General features: G+C 44.1%; 19 protein-coding genes. All 19 read right to left on the bottom strand.

Annotated elements, in window-relative coordinates; all coding sequences use genetic code 11:
• Window positions 1–20 precede the first annotated feature (20 nt).
• Window positions 21–350, bottom strand: a complete 330-nt coding sequence (locus AC0L7Q_RS07615) for a hypothetical protein (RefSeq protein WP_409425450.1) — start codon at window positions 348–350, stop codon at window positions 21–23.
• The gene (locus AC0L7Q_RS07610) at window positions 341–5,269 is read right to left on the bottom strand and encodes a phage tail protein (protein ID WP_409425449.1); all 4,929 of its coding nucleotides are present in this window, start codon (window positions 5,267–5,269) and stop codon (window positions 341–343) included. Before AC0L7Q_RS07610 ends, AC0L7Q_RS07615 begins: the two co-directional genes overlap by 10 nt.
• Window positions 5,262–5,675, bottom strand: coding sequence for a DUF6950 family protein (locus AC0L7Q_RS07605; protein ID WP_409425448.1), 414 nt, complete (start codon window positions 5,673–5,675; stop codon window positions 5,262–5,264). The genes AC0L7Q_RS07610 and AC0L7Q_RS07605 overlap by 8 nt, the downstream gene beginning before the upstream one ends.
• Window positions 5,656–6,249, bottom strand: a complete 594-nt coding sequence (locus AC0L7Q_RS07600) for a hypothetical protein (RefSeq protein WP_409425447.1) — start codon at window positions 6,247–6,249, stop codon at window positions 5,656–5,658. Before AC0L7Q_RS07600 ends, AC0L7Q_RS07605 begins: the two co-directional genes overlap by 20 nt.
• Window positions 6,249–6,854, bottom strand: coding sequence for a hypothetical protein (locus AC0L7Q_RS07595; RefSeq protein WP_368484782.1), 606 nt, complete (start codon window positions 6,852–6,854; stop codon window positions 6,249–6,251). Before AC0L7Q_RS07595 ends, AC0L7Q_RS07600 begins: the two co-directional genes overlap by 1 nt.
• An 81-nt stretch (window positions 6,855–6,935) precedes the next feature.
• Window positions 6,936–7,718: a hypothetical protein gene (locus AC0L7Q_RS07590; RefSeq protein WP_409425446.1), complete on the bottom strand. Its 783-nt coding sequence runs from the start codon at window positions 7,716–7,718 to the stop codon at window positions 6,936–6,938.
• A 57-nt stretch (window positions 7,719–7,775) separates the two neighbouring features.
• On the bottom strand, window positions 7,776–10,727 hold the full coding sequence (locus tag AC0L7Q_RS07585) for a tape measure protein (RefSeq protein WP_409425445.1): 2,952 nt from the start codon (window positions 10,725–10,727) through the stop codon (window positions 7,776–7,778).
• Window positions 10,687–11,031 (bottom strand): hypothetical protein, encoded by a 345-nt coding sequence (locus AC0L7Q_RS07580; RefSeq protein WP_409425444.1) that lies wholly within the window; start codon window positions 11,029–11,031, stop codon window positions 10,687–10,689. Before AC0L7Q_RS07580 ends, AC0L7Q_RS07585 begins: the two co-directional genes overlap by 41 nt.
• Before the next feature lie 20 nt (window positions 11,032–11,051).
• The gene (locus AC0L7Q_RS07575) at window positions 11,052–11,378 is read right to left on the bottom strand and encodes a hypothetical protein (protein ID WP_409425443.1); all 327 of its coding nucleotides are present in this window, start codon (window positions 11,376–11,378) and stop codon (window positions 11,052–11,054) included.
• Between the two features lie 195 nt (window positions 11,379–11,573).
• A complete protein-coding gene (locus tag AC0L7Q_RS07570) occupies window positions 11,574–12,473 on the bottom strand; it encodes a hypothetical protein (protein ID WP_409425442.1) in 900 nt (299 codons plus the stop codon).
• Window positions 12,470–12,673, bottom strand: coding sequence for a hypothetical protein (locus tag AC0L7Q_RS07565; RefSeq protein ID WP_409425441.1), 204 nt, complete (start codon window positions 12,671–12,673; stop codon window positions 12,470–12,472). The genes AC0L7Q_RS07570 and AC0L7Q_RS07565 overlap by 4 nt, the downstream gene beginning before the upstream one ends.
• Window positions 12,670–13,113, bottom strand: coding sequence for a phage tail terminator protein (locus AC0L7Q_RS07560; protein ID WP_409425440.1), 444 nt, complete (start codon window positions 13,111–13,113; stop codon window positions 12,670–12,672). Before AC0L7Q_RS07560 ends, AC0L7Q_RS07565 begins: the two co-directional genes overlap by 4 nt.
• 44 nt (window positions 13,114–13,157) lie before the next feature.
• Window positions 13,158–13,580 (bottom strand): phage virion morphogenesis protein, encoded by a 423-nt coding sequence (locus tag AC0L7Q_RS07555; protein ID WP_290218120.1) that lies wholly within the window; start codon window positions 13,578–13,580, stop codon window positions 13,158–13,160.
• A gap of 1 nt (window position 13,581) precedes the next feature.
• Window positions 13,582–14,049 (bottom strand): hypothetical protein, encoded by a 468-nt coding sequence (locus AC0L7Q_RS07550; protein ID WP_409425439.1) that lies wholly within the window; start codon window positions 14,047–14,049, stop codon window positions 13,582–13,584.
• Between the two features lie 71 nt (window positions 14,050–14,120).
• The gene (locus AC0L7Q_RS07545; RefSeq protein WP_409425438.1) at window positions 14,121–14,564 is read right to left on the bottom strand and encodes a hypothetical protein; all 444 of its coding nucleotides are present in this window, start codon (window positions 14,562–14,564) and stop codon (window positions 14,121–14,123) included.
• Between the two features lie 20 nt (window positions 14,565–14,584).
• Complete coding sequence (locus tag AC0L7Q_RS07540; RefSeq protein ID WP_409425437.1) at window positions 14,585–15,058, bottom strand: hypothetical protein; 474 nt, start codon at window positions 15,056–15,058, stop codon at window positions 14,585–14,587.
• Window positions 15,059–15,099: 41 nt separating this feature from the next.
• Entirely contained in the window at window positions 15,100–15,495 is a 396-nt protein-coding gene (locus AC0L7Q_RS07535; protein WP_409425436.1) for a hypothetical protein, read from the bottom strand.
• A gap of 4 nt (window positions 15,496–15,499) precedes the next feature.
• Window positions 15,500–16,642 (bottom strand): hypothetical protein, encoded by a 1,143-nt coding sequence (locus tag AC0L7Q_RS07530; RefSeq protein WP_409425435.1) that lies wholly within the window; start codon window positions 16,640–16,642, stop codon window positions 15,500–15,502.
• 396 nt (window positions 16,643–17,038) lie between these two features.
• Window positions 17,039–17,353, bottom strand: coding sequence for a hypothetical protein (locus AC0L7Q_RS07525; protein ID WP_409425434.1), 315 nt, complete (start codon window positions 17,351–17,353; stop codon window positions 17,039–17,041).
• Window positions 17,354–17,394 lie beyond the last annotated feature (41 nt).

The raw sequence follows: 17,394 nt of genomic DNA, 5'->3' as shown, positions 1-17,394 counted from the left end.
TAATCTCCAATTAGTAGAATTTAGCCTCGTAGATAAATAACGGCTATTTGTTTAATTTCATCGGGGCTTTTAAAGGTTACATCGTGACGTGCCTGTGCGAACGTGTAAGGTTTTTCACCCGACTGATCAGGCTGGCGCATTCCCTTGCCACGCATAGAGCTTGAGCATATATAATCTCCGGCTTGAATATCACCCTCCTCACCACAGACATTCATGGCCCCCTCACCAACACCGTTAATGTTAATGAGGTCGTAGGCGTCTTTGTATTCTTGAAACCTAAGTGAACCTTTGTAATTTTTTAGGGCAGCAGGAACGCTCTCCCATGTTAGCTCTCGCAGGCTTACAAACACCCCCTAACCGATCTTTGTTTTCGCGCTGTTGATAATCTAGAGGTCAGTATTGCGTTGGATATATCGGCAATATTAACTAACTCTGCGTCACAAATAATATCTCCAACCTCTAACTGGGTTCCCTTACTTAGTAACGCTTCGTGACCGCCAGTAAAGGGGCCGTAACCACCTTGGGTGGCGTAAAAATCAAACGCCGCCCCTCGGCCAACTATGGCTGAACTACCCGTTGATATTCCGTGAATGCAGCCCGAATTATTACTTGTGCACCAAAGCGCGTATCCTGTGCCGGTATTTGCTGAGTTCATGGTGGCGTAGCTGTTTTGGTTGTTTCTAGCAACAACCCTTACAAAATCGCCATCAATACCCCTAATAGTTCCACCATTTATGACAGGTGCTGATATACTCGTGCCTGCCATAATCTTATTGCCCGCGATTGTGCCATTAGCAACAATAGAGCCATCTACTTGCAGTGCCACAGACCCCCAAGAGCTACCATTGTAAGAACGTGATTGAGATACTCCACTACCCGACTCGGTTTGCGTTAAAATATCACCTCTAACGGGGTTTCTACCGGCTAGAGCTCTTAAGCGGCTGTTAGCTGTGGGCGCATACCACGATATTGAGCTATACGTTGAGCCATAAAACCCTGCACCATCGGAACCGTCAGAGCCATTTGCACCGTTAAAGCCTTGCGGCCCTCTTGACCCCGTTGCGCCAGGTGCTCCATCGGAACCATCACGCCCGTTATAGCCATCCCGACCGTTATACCCATCGCGACCATCGGCACCATCTTTACCGTCCTGCGCTTTAATATCATCTACGCTATTAACAGGATAACCATCACCGAGCACCATTCGACCTTTGAATATATGCACAGGGTTAGCAGGGTCGGTGTTATCAACGTATGACGTAGGTACAAAGGTATTACCCACCATCACGCCTTGGCGAATTACATCGCCTACTAAGTCTAAGTTACCCACTTGACCATTGTTATAACCCACCACACCCACAGCGCGACCGTTGTTGTCTAACTGCCAGCCGCCACGAGCAACTAACTGGCCATCAACCGTTTTAAATACTTGGCGTAGCTGCTTAATGCTGGCGCTATTGGCACCATCACTTATTTGCATGTTGGCAATAAATTCAGCCAGTGGCCCATTAACCCACGAACCGCCATCAGCTACACATTGCACAGCATCGTTACTGTTAGTGATATTGCCTTGGGCATCTAAACAGTAACCCACGGCAGTACGGGTGTACTCTTGCGCAGTGGCAATGGCTTGTGCTTTTGCATTAGCCGTATCAGTATTAATTTTTGAGGTTAGGTTTTGCTGTAACGTTGTGTACGCTTGGTTTTGACTTGCAAAGGTTTCGGCCACTTCGTCAAAGCTTGATACCGTATCGGCAACAAAGGATTCAAATTCTTGATCGCGAACAGTGTTTGCTTGGTCAATCGTGGCTATCGCCGTGGTTACGTCGTTAAACCTCACCGTTACACTTTCAAATTCAGCTTGGTATTGCTCGTCACGCGTAACACTGGCTTGTTGCTCTGAGGTAAATGCAGTATTTAAGCTTTGTAATTGGCTTTTATTGTCATTCGTTGCGGTTTCTAGCTGCAAAGAAAATAACGATAATGAGTCAATATCACTGGCATTAACTTGCAATGATTGCTCGGCTGCAGCAATGCGTTGCGCTTTAAGTGTTAAATCTTCTTGTATGCCGTTTATTTGCTCTAAGCTGTTTGTTATTGAACCCTCAAGTGCATCAAGCTTACTTTCTACGCTGGTAAACTTCGCATTTACACCGCCCTCAGCGGCATTGAATGTGGTTATTTGGTTTTTAATATACGCCTGAGCGCCATCTATAAACTGCTGGGCAGTATTGGCTTTTTCAAGCGTTCCGTTATCTGTAAACTGCTGTAACGTGGCGCTTACTTTGTATGTGGTGTTAAATGTGTCGAGTATTTGATTAACGCTAGATTCGGTTTGGTAGCCAAGCTCGTTAACCCATATAGTTGTTGCATATTGCGCCATGATCCCCTCAGCGGCGTTAATGTCGCTGATAAGCTCTGTGGTGCGGGTTTTTATATCTTTTAGCGCTAAATCATTGGCACCACGTTTACCTATTTCAATGGCATCAATGTCGCACTGGCCAAGGTTAAATTGCAGGGTGGTAATGTTACCCACGTAACCGGCTGTGCCCTCAGTATCTAGTTGAATGGTATGCCAATCTAAACTTGCTGGCTCGGGTAACGTAATGGTTGAAACCCCGGCGTTAACAATTATTTGGCCATTCCAAACTGTCTCGGCATGTTTACGTACACGAATACGAAACATTGGGTTTTGCTCAGCGTTATAGCTTATTTCAGGGGTAGTAATAGGGCTAAGGGCAACAATAAAACCTAGCGCGTTATAACTTTCAACACCAGTAAAGCCCTCATCACCACTATTAAACTGCCAGCTATACGCAGGGCGTAGGGCAGCAATTGCACCGGCTATTTCGCTTTGCATTTCTGTAAACGTGGCACGTTGGCTTATTTGCCCCGCTTGTACTTCAAGTTCAGATTCAGCTTGTGCTAAACGGGTATCACTTTGTGTAATACGGTTGGCTTGTAGCGCTATGCTGGCGTTTACGCCGTCTATTAATAAGTTGGCCTCGTTAAACGCTTCATCTGTGTAAGAAAACGCACGGTTAACAATAAGGCCGTTTTCAGGGTCAATGTAGACAACGGCATCAATTAAGCGCTCGTTACCTAATTGGCGGCGTTCGTATTCTTGGCGCCAGTTGGTGTAATTTGCTGATAAATCGAGTACGCCTTTTTCAATATCTTGGCGATGGCGCTTTTCAAGGTTTAAATCACTAACGGTTTGCTCAAGCACATCGGGCAGATTGTTTTCAGTGCCAGGCCGCAAGCGATCAACTTGCTGGTTCATATCCTCAATTAACGTTTGTGCATCTTCGCTTAGCTGGGTTAACTCAACATTATTAATGTATTTGGTTAAATCAACGGTGGTCGTTGTTGCAGTAACATTTACCCAATCACTTACGCCAAGGTGATTAACGCTGCGCACTCTAAATTTATACTCTGTTTCACTTTTTAAACCAATACGGTTATAAATCTGTGCCAACACACGTTCGCCGATTTGCGGTTGTTCAGCTGTCCCCAAAAACTCCCACTCAAACGCGGTGCCAATGCCTGCTGCGGCAATATTAGCGGTTAATGTAATTTGGTTGTAATCAACAGTTACATACACAGTCGGCAAGGTAGGGGTCAGCACACTAAATTGCACAGCAACAAGGAGTGAGCGCTGGCCAAATATGTTTTTAGCGCTAATACGCGCGGTGTATTCTCCCAGTTGCAAGTTAGGAATAGTTACTTGGGTGTATGTTACCAATGTTTTAAATACCGACTCGTTAGCAGCAGTATTAATAAACTCAACATCGTATTCATGAACAGCAAGCGGAGTAGGGTGATTCCATTTTATTATGCCATTTCCATCACCATCTATTGTTACCCGCACATCAAAAATGGGCTTAGGTTTACCAACTAAATAGTCACTGTTTGGGGTTAAATCCTGCGCACCAGGTATTATGTTATCAGCCCATAAATCGGGGCCGTCTTCAACACACATTAAGGTCACGCCGCCATCTAATCTAAAACGGCGCTCTGTTACACGGTAAACCTTATTATTTATCGATTCGCCAGGTAAGTTTAAGTACACAGTACGGCCAACAGCTGCAGCCAAGCCTTTGTGTTTAAGTGGTAACTCTATTTCCCCTAAACGTGTTTGTTCTAAATGTATTGTCGCCAGGCGTTGCGCTGTAGTACTACTGCGCACAAAGGGGAGTGATATAGACTTTTCTAATATTTGATTATCAATAGCCTGATACCCCGCAGACACAACAGGCGGCGCGTCAGTACGGTCGTAGTTTTGTTCGGGGTCTGTAAACGTAGCACGCACAACATTAGCGCGCTCTCGTAAATCAGCATGCCATTTAATTTTAATATTACCGTGAACATCATCAGCATTAATGGTGTAGGTCGGTTCGCCATACCAGGCACCAACACGTACATACCACTGGCCCATTTGCCTAAATATTTTGCCCGCAAAACACGCTTCAAGCTGGCCTAATACTTCAAGTGGCTTTGAGCTAAATGTAAAGCTACCATTGGTGGTGTAGCGCGGCTCGGTGGTAACAACGCCCTCAACGTCAGTAAATTCGGCATCTTCATCACACACGTTAATGGCAGCAATCCACCACTGTAACGGTAAACGTTCAAAAGGAACCTCATGGGCTCCATAAAAACGCACATAGTGCAGGGCGCACAGTACGGCGTTTTGGCTCCAAAGCCAGGTACTTTCATCGTCAGGGTTTTGGGCTGTATCGCGTGGGTCCCATACACGGGCACCCCGTATTAAAAAGCCCATATCGTTTATGCCATCTTCAAACACTTCACGATTATTTTCCATTTCAATAAAAACATAGCTTTGGCCAAAGCCAACATGTTTACTCGTCCATCCCGCCATCTTAGCCACTGCTTTTGCGTTAGCTGTGGTTTGGCGGCCATCGCTTAAAGAGTAATCCCAACTTTCTCGTGGGTAATCAGTGAGCTTTTTATCAGCAATGTAAATATCTTCAAGGGCATCAATAGGGGCACCATTAATCAATACAATTAACTGCATCCATTTTTTACCGCCTTTTTCAACTTCCGCTTGGTGGGCTATAACACCGCCAACGCGGTCACGGCCAAATGTAATGCGGCGGGGTTGGTCTATGCCTTTTTGCAAACCTTGGCCAAGCGTTGCTAAATCTTTTTCAGGCACATCAGGTGATAATGAGTCCCAAAGCGCACCCAGCCCTGTTACTTCAAATATGCTGTCTACAACATTTACAACCGTATCTACGACCTTAGACATTACGCGGCTCCAATGGGTGAACCGCTTTTACCGTGTCCATTGGTAACGTTACTAATCCATTTTCGCCAACACATACCACCGCGTTAACGGTTACAATGCCACCTACATATTCGTCTTTAAACTCAACTAAAGCCAAGTCACCACGTCGAGCATAATTAATAGGTATAGCGGGGTTTAAACGGTCTTTAAACACGCTTTCAACATCGTTTAAACCACGTTTAAATAGTTGTTTAAATGCGCCACTTTTAGTGCGGTATTTACCCCTAAAATCGTCAGCTACATCGTTGCCGGTTGCAAATAGCACCCAATCGGCTACCAATAAGCAGCAATCGTTTTTACCCCATTTAAAGGGGTCACAATTGCGGCGGTTTATAAAAGCAGCAAGTTTAGCGGCGGTTGCGCTCATCGCGAGGGCCTCCTATGTAATTACCAGGTTGTGTGTCTGGTAGGTTTTGTTTGTTGGTCGTGGCTTGCTCACTAAAAAACACATCACCCGGGTAGAGGGCTTTTTGTGTGGCATCATTCCAACGTTGGTGTAGCCGTGCGTCTTTCCAGCGTTCACTTTCACCTGCAACACTAAGCTGCACTTGCGATACATCGCCGCGCTCTACATCACAGGCCACAATGTAGCCGCTTTCAAGTAACTGGCTTTGGCTAACACGGTAATGTTCATCAACGGTTACAAGGTAAATTTCGCAATCCTGGCTTATGGGGTCGTTTTCGGCCACTTCGGCTAAAATTGCTTGATCTTGAGTGTGTAGGGTTAAACGTATGCGGGCGCTGTCGTTGTTATCATTAGCAGGTATTTCACTTACAGTGCCAAGCATACCCACGCCATGCCAAGTTAAGTTAGCAAAGCGGCGCTCGCCTACACCTGTGTGCAGCAATACATCGCCACTTTTAAGCGCAAGTCGCACAAAAAAACGAGCACGGCCACTGGTGGCTAAATCCGCAAGTAACCCTGAGTTTAAGCTCTCCATTAAAACGCCTCACGCCCTTTAATTTTCCAGCTGGTAACTATGCCGTTTTTATACTGCGCACTAGCAAGCCCTTGCTTATTATCAGCAAGTCGAAACAACCCAGCTGGTTGCTTAAATGTAATAAGGGTATTTTCTGCAGGTATTTTTCGTACAGGAGACTCAAAAATGGCCGTCGCTTGGCCAACTGAGTCACTTACCAAGTCAGCCGTTAATATTTTAAGTTCAGTGTTTTGGCCAACCCCCACTTGCATACGTTCACCGGCAACCAATAAAGTTTGGTTAGCGGGTAGCGCATATAAATTTAAAATATTCCCGTCTTGGTTTGCACCGCGCACATAGCCCGTAAAGTCTTTATCAAGCTGTTCTCGTCGGTAATCAATTAACGTAAACGTGCCCACTTGCCCGCGTAGGCTGGCAATAAAGCCATCAAGGGCTAATGCATCACGCTCAGGCACATTGGCAAGTTCAATTTCAAATTCCCAGTAAGCACCTTCAAGGTCATAAACCTCAGTGGCGTTATTGGCTTTGTTTAAATGGGTTTGGCTGTTGGGCACTAACGTAAAGTTAGAAATCTTAGGCCGTTTGGGTAAAGGGAGTGGTTGCATCGTTACCAAGTTTCATAATAAAACACTGGTAACGAGTATAAAATTTAAGGGGTAAGCTTTCGGCTGGAAAGGGGTTTACAGCTAACCTTTAATATAGCTTTGAAGCATCTTATCGTCAAAAAGCTTGGTTTCAAAGTTTTTATTTTGGGATCTATGAGGAAGTATTGCTGCTTTCTTGAGAAACTCAATTTCTGAGTCAAGCGAGTCAACATTCTGCCCTGATTCAATTAGTATCCCTCTAACTATATATTTTATCAAAACTAAAGCTATTGTCTTTTCAATTCCTAATTTCCCATAGAACAATAGTAAATATCCGTTAGTATGTGTTTCATCTGTTAAATTACAATACAATTGATGGGAGTAAGTGGCGAAAACGCTAACTTGAGCTTTGCTCGTATGTAAGTTATTTAAAATAGTTACTCGAGTACTTAAATCCCATTGCTCTAGAATATGTGAGCTTTTTTCATAATCTTCACCATATTGTAAATATGAACTACCAACTAACCTTAAGAGTTCACTGATACTCATATCAGTATTTTCATCTATAATTTTATTTGAATTTTCAATAAAGTCATTTGAATAATTCTCAAAAGTAGTTGTGATTGTATTAAATAAATTATCTTCTCTTTGCAGTTCAAGGCCTTGCTTTGCGTCTCTCCAAGTCCAATATAAAAGTAAAACAGTAATAAATAAAAAAATAGGTGAAAGGAGGTTATTAAAGTATGTAGCAGTATCAATCCAATTCTTTATTGGAGTGTTTAAATTAAAACCAAATTTATATAAAAATAATCCAATTGAAACTGCTGTGCATAATATTGCAATACTAATTGCTGCAAGTGCATTATAATTTTTTTTATTAATCATCTACATTCCCTCGCTTTTTTAAAAATCCTTTTTACACTAATCTCAAACACTTAACAACTAAGCTGCACCTCGCACTGCTCGAATAATTGCACCATTACTTTGTATATTAGCCACAACAACACCAACAACTTGTCGAGCTATGTCTTGGCCAACCGCTTGCGATGTTTGCTCATTAGCACCACCTTGTACCGTAATTTGGTTGGTTATATGTATATTTACACCACCAGAGCCGCCACCATCATTAGCCGCACCACCTGCGTTGTAACGCCGTGCCATTTGGCTAATTTCAGTATTTTGTTTAGGGCTTAGTACACGCTCGCCACGCTGTAATACATAGGTAGATTCATTGGGCACATAATCTAAACCACCGTGGGCAATACCAGTCGGTTGCTGAGCTTTAATTTGGCGTACTTGTTGTAAACCCATCATAACCGCAGCAGCTGCTGCAACACCACCCAACACTGGGCCAACAATGGGAATAGGGGCCAAAGACGTATAAGCAGCTGTTGCACCTTGGTAGGTATTTATAACAGCTTGCGCAATTGCAAACGCTTTATAGGCTTTAAATGCTGTTTTACTTTGTCCAGCCATTGCTTTAAAAGTAGTGGCACCCAAGCCAACAATGGCGTTAGATTTTTCAGCTTCTGTTTTTTTCTCAAAGTTAGCAAACGCTAAAATGTTGCTTTGTAAAGCACCTGTGTGGCGTGTTTTAATTTGCATCAACCGTTCTTGGTGTGCGGCTTCACTCGCTTCACGTTGGCTATAGTAGCCATTTGCAGCATTAAGTTCAGTTTGGCGCTCTAACTCACGAATTTGGTTATCTGCGTTATATTTAAGCTCGCCACTTTCATCATTAGCTGCTAAACCTAATTGTGAGCGTCGCTTGGCATCAACCCGTGCTTGTTGGCGTGCTTGCTCTACACTTAGTTCGTTATTATAAGCGGCAAGTGCTTCACGCCCAGCAAAACCCTTAACAGTGGCAATACGGTTTTCTAAGTCGCGTTGTAAATCGTTTTTACGTTTTTCTTCAGCTTGGTTTTGTATACGTGTTTTTTCGGTTTCACGTTTTTGTGAAATTGCTTTTAGGTCTTCACCGTATTTAACATCAAGCTGCTTTAAAATGGCATCGTATTTAACTTTATTAGCTGCATCGTTTTCACGGGCAACAATGACCATTTGTTTACGTTTTTCGTAGCTGTCTTTTAATCGTTCTTCTTCACCCATTAAGCTTACTTCTAAACGCTTAATGTTATCGGGCAGGGCGCTAGCTGCACCTTTCGTTTTAGCGGTGGCGTCTGTCCAGTCGAGAGTATCTAGATTTTGTTTTATGTTAGCAATTTCAGCTGCTGTCTTCATTGATTCTGCGCGTAGCTTAGCTTGCTCGTTTATATATTGTTGTGTTTCATTTATTTGATTTTGGAATAAACTAACAAAGCGAGTGCCTTTTGCGGTTTCTTGTCGTGCCTTTAAATCCGCTATTTTTTTATAGGCTTGCTCAATGTTGGTCGTATATTTATTAATTTCAGTTTGAGTCTGTCTTAACTGTGTCGTGGCTTTTTTATTATCTATAGAGTCAAATGCAGCCCCTAAATCATAAAGCTTGGCTTCTAACTTGGGTGTTTGTTTTTCAACTTTTTCACTCTCACGTAAAAAATAAGCCAGGGCTATACCCGCAGTGACCACTAAACCAACTGGCCCACCTAAAAGCCCCATAACAGTCGCAAGCCCACGCGATGCAATCGTGGCGCTGCCTGCTGCGACGGTATACGCCTTAGTGGTTGCGGTTAACGCATTGCCTGTAATTACACCTCTTTGCTCTGCAACATTAACGGCAGTTTGGGCTGCTGCGCGTTGCTGTGATGTTTGCGCCAATATTACATTATGCTTCGCACGTTCTATATCTTGTAATGCGCGTTTGTGTTCAGCAATCGCCGTTATATTTGCTTGCTTGGCTAAGGCAGCATCGGTAATAACCGCTTTATTCTTCGCGGCTATATTTGCAATAAACCCTTTACCACTGGCAGCTAAAGCAGATGCTAAATGCCCAGTAAGTACCGTAGCTAATGCACCTGTTGTTACCATTAAGCTATCTACGGCGTCTTCGTTCTCACGTAAATACGCCATGGTATCGGTAATAGAATCAACCACGCTAGTAACAGCAAAGTTTACAGGCTCTTCATATTTGCGTATTAAGCGCTGGTACTCATTCCCCATTTCCGCAAAGCTGGCGTTTATTTTACCCTCGGTGGCCTCAGCAGCACCGGCATAATCACCCAGCGCGGCTATTAATGTGGTTTTAAACATGGCACTGGTGACTTGCCCAGCATTCACCATTTTCCTAAAACTACCTGCTACACCACCACTGGCTTTATCAAGCTTTTGCATTAAGCCTGGCAATGGCTCAGTTACTTGGTTTAACTCTTCTGCACGTAAAACGCCGGCAGTCATCCCTTGAGTCATACCAAACAAACTCTGCCCAAGCTGTACATTACTGGCACCTGTTTTAGCGGCTACATTGGCAAAACCTTCTAATATCGCTTTACCTTGTGCGTTAGTCACTAACCCAGACTCTTGCAAGGTTAAAACGCGGCTGTACGAATCAGCAAGCGTAGTGTAGTTGGTGTTTAAGCGATCAGATGTAGCAAACAAATACTCTTGTACTTTGGCGTAATTTTCAGCTGAGCCCGTTAATCCCTTTAACCTGGTATCTAGCAATTGTGCAGCGCCGGTATCACGCACAAACATAGTCGCGGTACCAATACCCACTAAGGTCGTGAGGGTTGCACCTATTTGCCCATACGCGGTATTCATTAACCCAAGCTGGCGGGTCATCGCGCCTTGCTGTTGCATAATGCGGGCTTGGCTTGCGCCTAATTGCTGGTTAGCGGCAACTTGGCGCTGTACTGCTTGGGGTATGCGGTTTAGTTCGTTTACGTTTTGGCGCGCACCGGTGGTAACTGCTTTACCGTCATAACTTAAGCGTAACGCCAAATTCAAGTTGTTGCTCATCGGGTCGCCTTATTAGTCCAATTATGGTGCGCTCTAGGGTTTGCAGTTTTGCAAAGTCATCGGTGTTAAGGGTTATATTTGCATAGCGCCAGGCTATATCAGCCCTGGCATAATCAAGGGCAATTTCTACCCCTTCGTTATCCCGTTGCCACTGGCTACTGGCGGTAGTTAATGCCAATACCGCTGTGTGGTTTTGGGGCAATACAAACAATGTTTTCTCATCGTGTGGCACAGTCTTTTTAGGTGCGCCAAAATGGGCTTCGTCTTCATCAAGGGTTTTACTGTCTGCTGCTAGGTCGCCCAAAAACCACCTAGCAACATCGGCTAGTTTTTTTCAGAGATACGGTATTGGGCGTTAATACACTCAACACTTAAGCGGGCAGTTAGTCCACTATAAATAAGCAACTCTTCAAGGGTACTTTTATCAAATGGCACGTCTTTACCATCATCAATAAAGTCATCCCAACCCACTAATAGCTCGCGTACTATTTCGCCATCACTCGTGCCTTGTGTTTCAGTCAGTGTTTTAAGCTCGCTTTCAGGTACCAGTTTAATTTTTGCCGTAAACTTAAAAGGTAGCCCACCAAATTCAAAATCAAGCGGGGCGCTTATAACCGCATTTTTTAACGCGTTTAATAGTTTTAATTTCATTTAAAAGTTCACTTATATGTTTTTGTTAGTCGTTCAGCCTCGTCTTTAGCAGCTTTAAGACTATTGAATTTAAGTATGCCGTTACTGTCTCTGCAGTAACTTGGCGCTTTCCTTTTTGCTTTGCAATGACCGTGTAAAATTCAACGTTCCCTGTATCAACATTTGTCATATTGATTGCTTGAAATCGCATAGCCATTACTCAAACACTATCGTTAGTTCGTCATAGCCTGCGCCACTGGGCACGAGCTTGCCGTCAAACTCATAACCGGTTAATTCTGAGTCCAGGCTGGTATATTTAGGCCACGGTATTTGGTAACGGCCAATAATCGTTACTTTTTTACCTGTGGCGGTGCCATGGGTAAACTCAAACATTTGCACTTTAGCAACGTCATCAAACGGGTTGAAACTGGTTAATTCTTCTGCTGTTAGCGTAAAATTAGCGCTGCTTTCATGACCGGTTATCATTATTTCTTCGTGGTTAATAGCGCGGTCAAACACCACATTATTACCTAAATCAATGGTAATTTTGTGCAGCGTACGTTTAACATCGTTAAGCTTAAAATCACTGCTATTACTTACGCCAAGTACTTCAGGGCGTACCCAGCGTTCCCAATCAACCGCAGGGGCGGCAGTACTTGCAACCGGCGCACTAAACAAGCCTTTAAACTGCCAGTTAAGCATGGGCTTACCCTTTTCAAGCGCAAAGCTCACGTTGCCTTTCATTTCGCTAATGTTGTGGGTGTTTTTACCAAAGCGTACTAAGCATGTAACTGCAACAGGGGCCCCTTTTGTAAAGGTAACGCTTGTTGCATCGACAACTTGCACCATGCCGCAAGCAAGTAGCAGCGGGGCAAAGGCAGGTTCGTTACCGGCTGTGCCACTCATGGCAAGTGGGGTTTTAAAGTTAAGGCTTATATGTTCACCATAAAAGGTTTCCATACTGGCACCGCTGTAGCTGGTTTCTAGCTCGTCTTTTTCACTTTCGCTTTCAAGCGATAACTCAACGTCACTGGCATAAATGGCATGCAGGCCCGTTAAGGTTGTGCCCAGGGCATCGGCTAAAATGAGTTTGTCTTTAAATCGCCAGCTGCTCATGATTTACTCTCCACTTTAATTAGCTCACCGCTTTTTAAGTTAAAAGCGCCGGCTATCTCGTCTCTGTTACCTTTTGCTTTAGCTAAAGCCTGGTTAACGTTTTGGGCAATCGTCATCGCGCGGGACATTTTAGGCTTTATGTTAACGTCAGCCTGTTGTTCAGCGGGTTTACTCGATTGCGGCTCGGTCTGTTTGCTCATGGCATCACCTTCACTGTTACGGTATGTAGGCCAGTTACACTAAACTGGCATTGGTAAATTAAGTTATTAGTTTGCTTGCTAAGCTCAATTGTGCGGCCCTTATCAAGCTTTATAGGGTTCCAACCTGCGAACTGGCAACCTGCTACAGCGGTTTTAACATCACTGCGCAATTGCTTTATTTGCATATCGCTATGGGCATTACCTGCAGAGCAGGGGATCACAATCATCACTGCAAATACATCTTTAACGTGGTATTCGTCAAGGCCGTGTACTTCATTAGTAATGGTGTTGTCATCGGCCAGCGGCAATACAAACAACTGAGCACTGTGTACAGCATTCTCGCGCACATGGTTAAAGTCGCTAGCAAACCCTACTGTTGCATTAATCACTGTGTTACTTAGCAGGGTTTCTATGTTGTTTAAATCAAAGTTAAATGCCATTTAAATGCTCTTTAAATACTGTTTAAACTTAACCAAGAGGCTTCTTAAATTAACCAATCAGTAATAATGTCGTTAATCTCAGTTTCTTGCACAGCTGCTATACCAATAATTGCCCGCGCGGGTAACTTAACGTTTTTATTGCGGCCTGTTTCACCACCAAAGTGATGTATTGCTGAGTACTTTTCACCTAAGCCATGCTCAAGCGTATTACCGTTTACGTTGTGCGTTACCGAGCCTGCAAGGTTTCGCTCATCTGTTAGTGTTAAACCGCCACGATCTTTTGCTGCTTGCGATTGCTCCCATTTACGACCTTCTGGTGTTACTTCACGTAAAAATCGGGTAGTAACGTCCATGTCTAAAAATGCACCAATATCATCCAATACATCAGCGGGTTCACCACTTGTATTTGCAATTTGGGTTAAGCGCGGCAGGGCATTACCCGTTATGTGTATAAATACACCCGCCAATTTAATAACCTGGCCAATTAAATTGAGAGCCTGCAGGTTTGGTTCGCATCCCAGTTCTTGCACCTGCAGGCGCATCTTCCTTAATTTGGATCACACCTTTACTAACCTTATCGAGCATTGCCATGGCGTTACTTTTTAGGGTCTTAAGGTTTTCGTCAGCAATGTTAGGGGCTAACTCACAATGCATTAAATCGTTAGCAATGCCTGGCAATACCGAGTTATTTATATCGTCTTGGTTTAATGCAAGCCGTGCTACATAGCCTGCTATAACCGCATTTACATTTTTTTGTGCTTGTACATACCAGGCATTAATTTGCTCTTGCAACTCGTTGTACGTTTCGCTTAAAAGCGCTGCTTCAACATCGTCGCGCGTTGGGCGGCTACCCACCGCTGCAAACTTAGCAGTCGCAAATTGCAACAGCGTATTAATGCCAACTTTATCTATAACTGCTTGTTCTGTCGTAAACATGGGCACCTCAGTTAGTAAAAAAGGCCCCGAGCAAGTCGGTACTGGGGCCTTTACACAGGGAACAACAATAATTAACCGGATGGCGTCAGTACGTTGGTCAGTAAAATACCGCAGTCTTTTGCAATAATTTGCTCTTGCACCGATTCGCCTACCATAATTTCAACCCCACCATTTAGGCCCGCAGCTACGTCACGGTTGCCCGATGTACGCGAGCCATAACGTGCAGTGAGTGCAAAGGTCATGCGGTTGTTGTTAAACGAGGCCAGCGGGTCGTGGTACGTAAACGACAAGGTATCTTGCCAAACCTTTTGTAAGTTAACGGCTTGGCCTTTTTTAGCCGTGTTTAGGCGCGCTTGGCCAACGGTTACATGCTCAAGCTCTAGCACTTCTTTAATGTAGCTCCATGGCACTACGCCCTGGTCGCCACTAGTGCCATTAAACGCTTTAAGTAACTTAGGATGCGTACGCAGTTTAGTTGCCACGCTTTGCGATAATGTCATTGCATTAGGGCGCATAAGTGGTGCATCAAGCATCTCTAAAAAAACGGTAAAATATCAAGTGCAGGGTCATCTAAACGCTTTTTGCCTGCTGCAGCTAATGATTCAGTACTGCCAAAGTTAGCGGCTTTGTTATACATAGTGGCCACACGTATTTCACGGTTAAGCAATACCAAATCAGTTAAGCTCTCCGCTGCATGAGTACGCGGGTTGTAGTTTGCTGGCGCATTGGTTACATCATCATTCGGCACCACATCAGACAAACCATGATCAACCACTGAGCCGGTTTTCTCTTCAACACTAAACTCAACTTGATTCGGCGATGACTTACGGCCAATTTTATCGTCTACAACGGTAAACTTTTCGCCTTTTTTATATTCGGTCCACTTATAGTTACGTAAACCAACGGGCGAATAAGGGGCAAGCGTGTCTGCAACTAACGCTCTATTACGATAAGCAATGGCTATGGCCGTTTGCTCAACATCGGGGGTAAATGGCATACCATTACTCATGGCAAATCCTCACTATTAATAATTAAGTTAACCCAAGCGCCTTAAGCGCTTGGAATTGTTGCTACTACATGCGGGTTTAAAAACACGTCGCCAATCACTCCAGCTTCGCCGCCTTCCATTACCCAACCAGCAACGTATACTTCGGTTTGGCCCACAAAGTTAGCAGGGTCAAACTCAACGGCTTTACCTTCGCTATCAGCAACAATTGGGGTGCCTGCAATTAACGCTTCACCAAACTCAACAGGCGCACTTTGGGTCATTACCACATCAACACGTAAATGCTCGTCAGTGCCTTGCTCGGTAACACCGGCATACATTGCGCTAGCATCAACCGCTAACCCAACATGAAAGTCAGCCGCAGCCGATACAACCACTAAGCGGTTAGCCGGTATAACCTCTTCAGCGCTAAAGTTTCTTATAAATCCTGGTTGTGCCATGGTTTTATGCCTTTTTAATGTGGTCTAACGCGGCGGTAATGCTAATTTCAATGCCTTTGCTAGATTGTGATTGTTGAAATTCCAGCGCTTTTGCTGCCAGTGTTTCTGCACTGTCGTCAGTATTTTCGCCGTCGGTATCGTCTTTATTAAACTCGCTTGTTAAGCCTGTTTGCTCAGGCAAACCCTTTAAAAAACCTTCAAACCACGCTGCAGGTTTAAGTTCCTGGCTTTTACCGTCTGCAGCAGCAAACTCAAAGGTGGTGTCGCCATCATCCAGCTTGGCCATAAACTCAGCGATACCTTCGGTATTCGTTAACCGCGGGGCTTTGCCGCCATTCACTTCGGTGTTAATAAAAGTGTTAGCCGCTGCAACACGCTGCGCGTATTCAAGCTGTGCATTTTTAGCGTTGGCCGCATCAATTTGGTCTTGTAGCGCCTTTCTTTCTTCTTTATCCATTGCATTGTCCTCGTGGGGTGGTGGGGCGTCATCATCGCCTTTACTAAATTCGGCACCCTCGCCACTATTCACCTTGGAACGTTCGTGCTCAGCAATAATGGTTTCTTCTTTTAACCATTCACTTTCGTAGTCGGGCACAACTTTATCAGCCGCTTCACTGCCAAAACGGTCAGTTATAAAGTTGCGTAAATTGCCCATTAGGCGGGTAAGGGTGTTTGATGTGCGCAGCGATATGTTGTCAATATCACCGGCAGCAAATTCTAGGGTTAGGGTATCGGCGTCATCCGCTTGGTTAAACTGCCAAGCTAAACCGTCAACGGCAGGGGGCTTGCCACCTAAATAACCAATGTGGGCAAGTTGGTAGCCATTAGCCACCTTTTCAAGTTTAACCGAGCGGTTAGGGTATCGCTTGCTTTGTACCGCTTGAGCAAATTCAGCACACACATCTTCTGCTTTAGCAAACAAAGAGCCACCTTCTGCTTTTAGCTCACTGGCCCAACCCCATGCAGGGTCGTCCATTTTAGGATGGCCAATAACCAGTGGTGCGGTTTTAGGTTTAAAGTTAGCGACTACGCTGTTTAAATCAGCATCGCTAAATGTGTGCTCAACGCCTTTAGAGTCGGTTTGCGTACCTGCTCTAAATACTTCAAACCAATTAAAAGAGGTGTTTGGGGTTGTTTTGTTTGCCATGTTCCAAGTGCCAATAAACTAACTAAGTGGCACCCAGTGTATGCGGGGAGTTGCTATTGAACCGCTGGAAAAGACTTTACAGCGTTAACAATGGGGTAACCTATATAGGCTAAGCGGGTATCAACCACACTGCAAGGAATATTTTATGGCGCACTGCAATTTATGTAACAACCCTCTAACTCAAGGCGAAATAACGTTTCTTGACGGCCAATGCTCAAACTGCGAATTTGATGCCCACGCCCAGGCGTTCTCACTTTGTAAGTCCTGCAATAGCCCACTGTACACACCCATTAAGTTAAACGGCGAATTTTACTGCTCAAATAAATGTGCGCATAAAAAAGACACAAAAAAACCCGCTAAATGCGGGTTTTATCTAACTGTACATATAAATATTTACTACTGCTTTTTATTCTTACCCTGATTAATCACTAATCTAAATTGTTGTGCTGTTCTAAAACCTTGGAATTGATCATATGCAGCATAAATTGCTAAGGAGATAATCGCTCCCCTCACAGACAAAAATAGCCACTGTGAAAGGTTTGAATCCTCCCCATACAAACTAGAAAGGCCATTAAACACAGCATCTAAAATCAATAATAAAATGATAAAAGCAGCATTGCTAATGACTTCTTTTTTTAAATCAGTTAGTAAATTTATAGCGTTATCTATCTTTTTTCGAGCCCCCTTTATTTCACTAACATCTTTTAACACACCTTCAATGTAGTTAAACAACGCCCATGTTAGTGCGCTTG

This window comes from Pseudoalteromonas sp. KJ63-1 (assembly GCF_055808145.1).
Note: the sequence above shows the minus strand (reverse complement) of the source record. Positions and strands in the feature narration are given on the sequence as shown.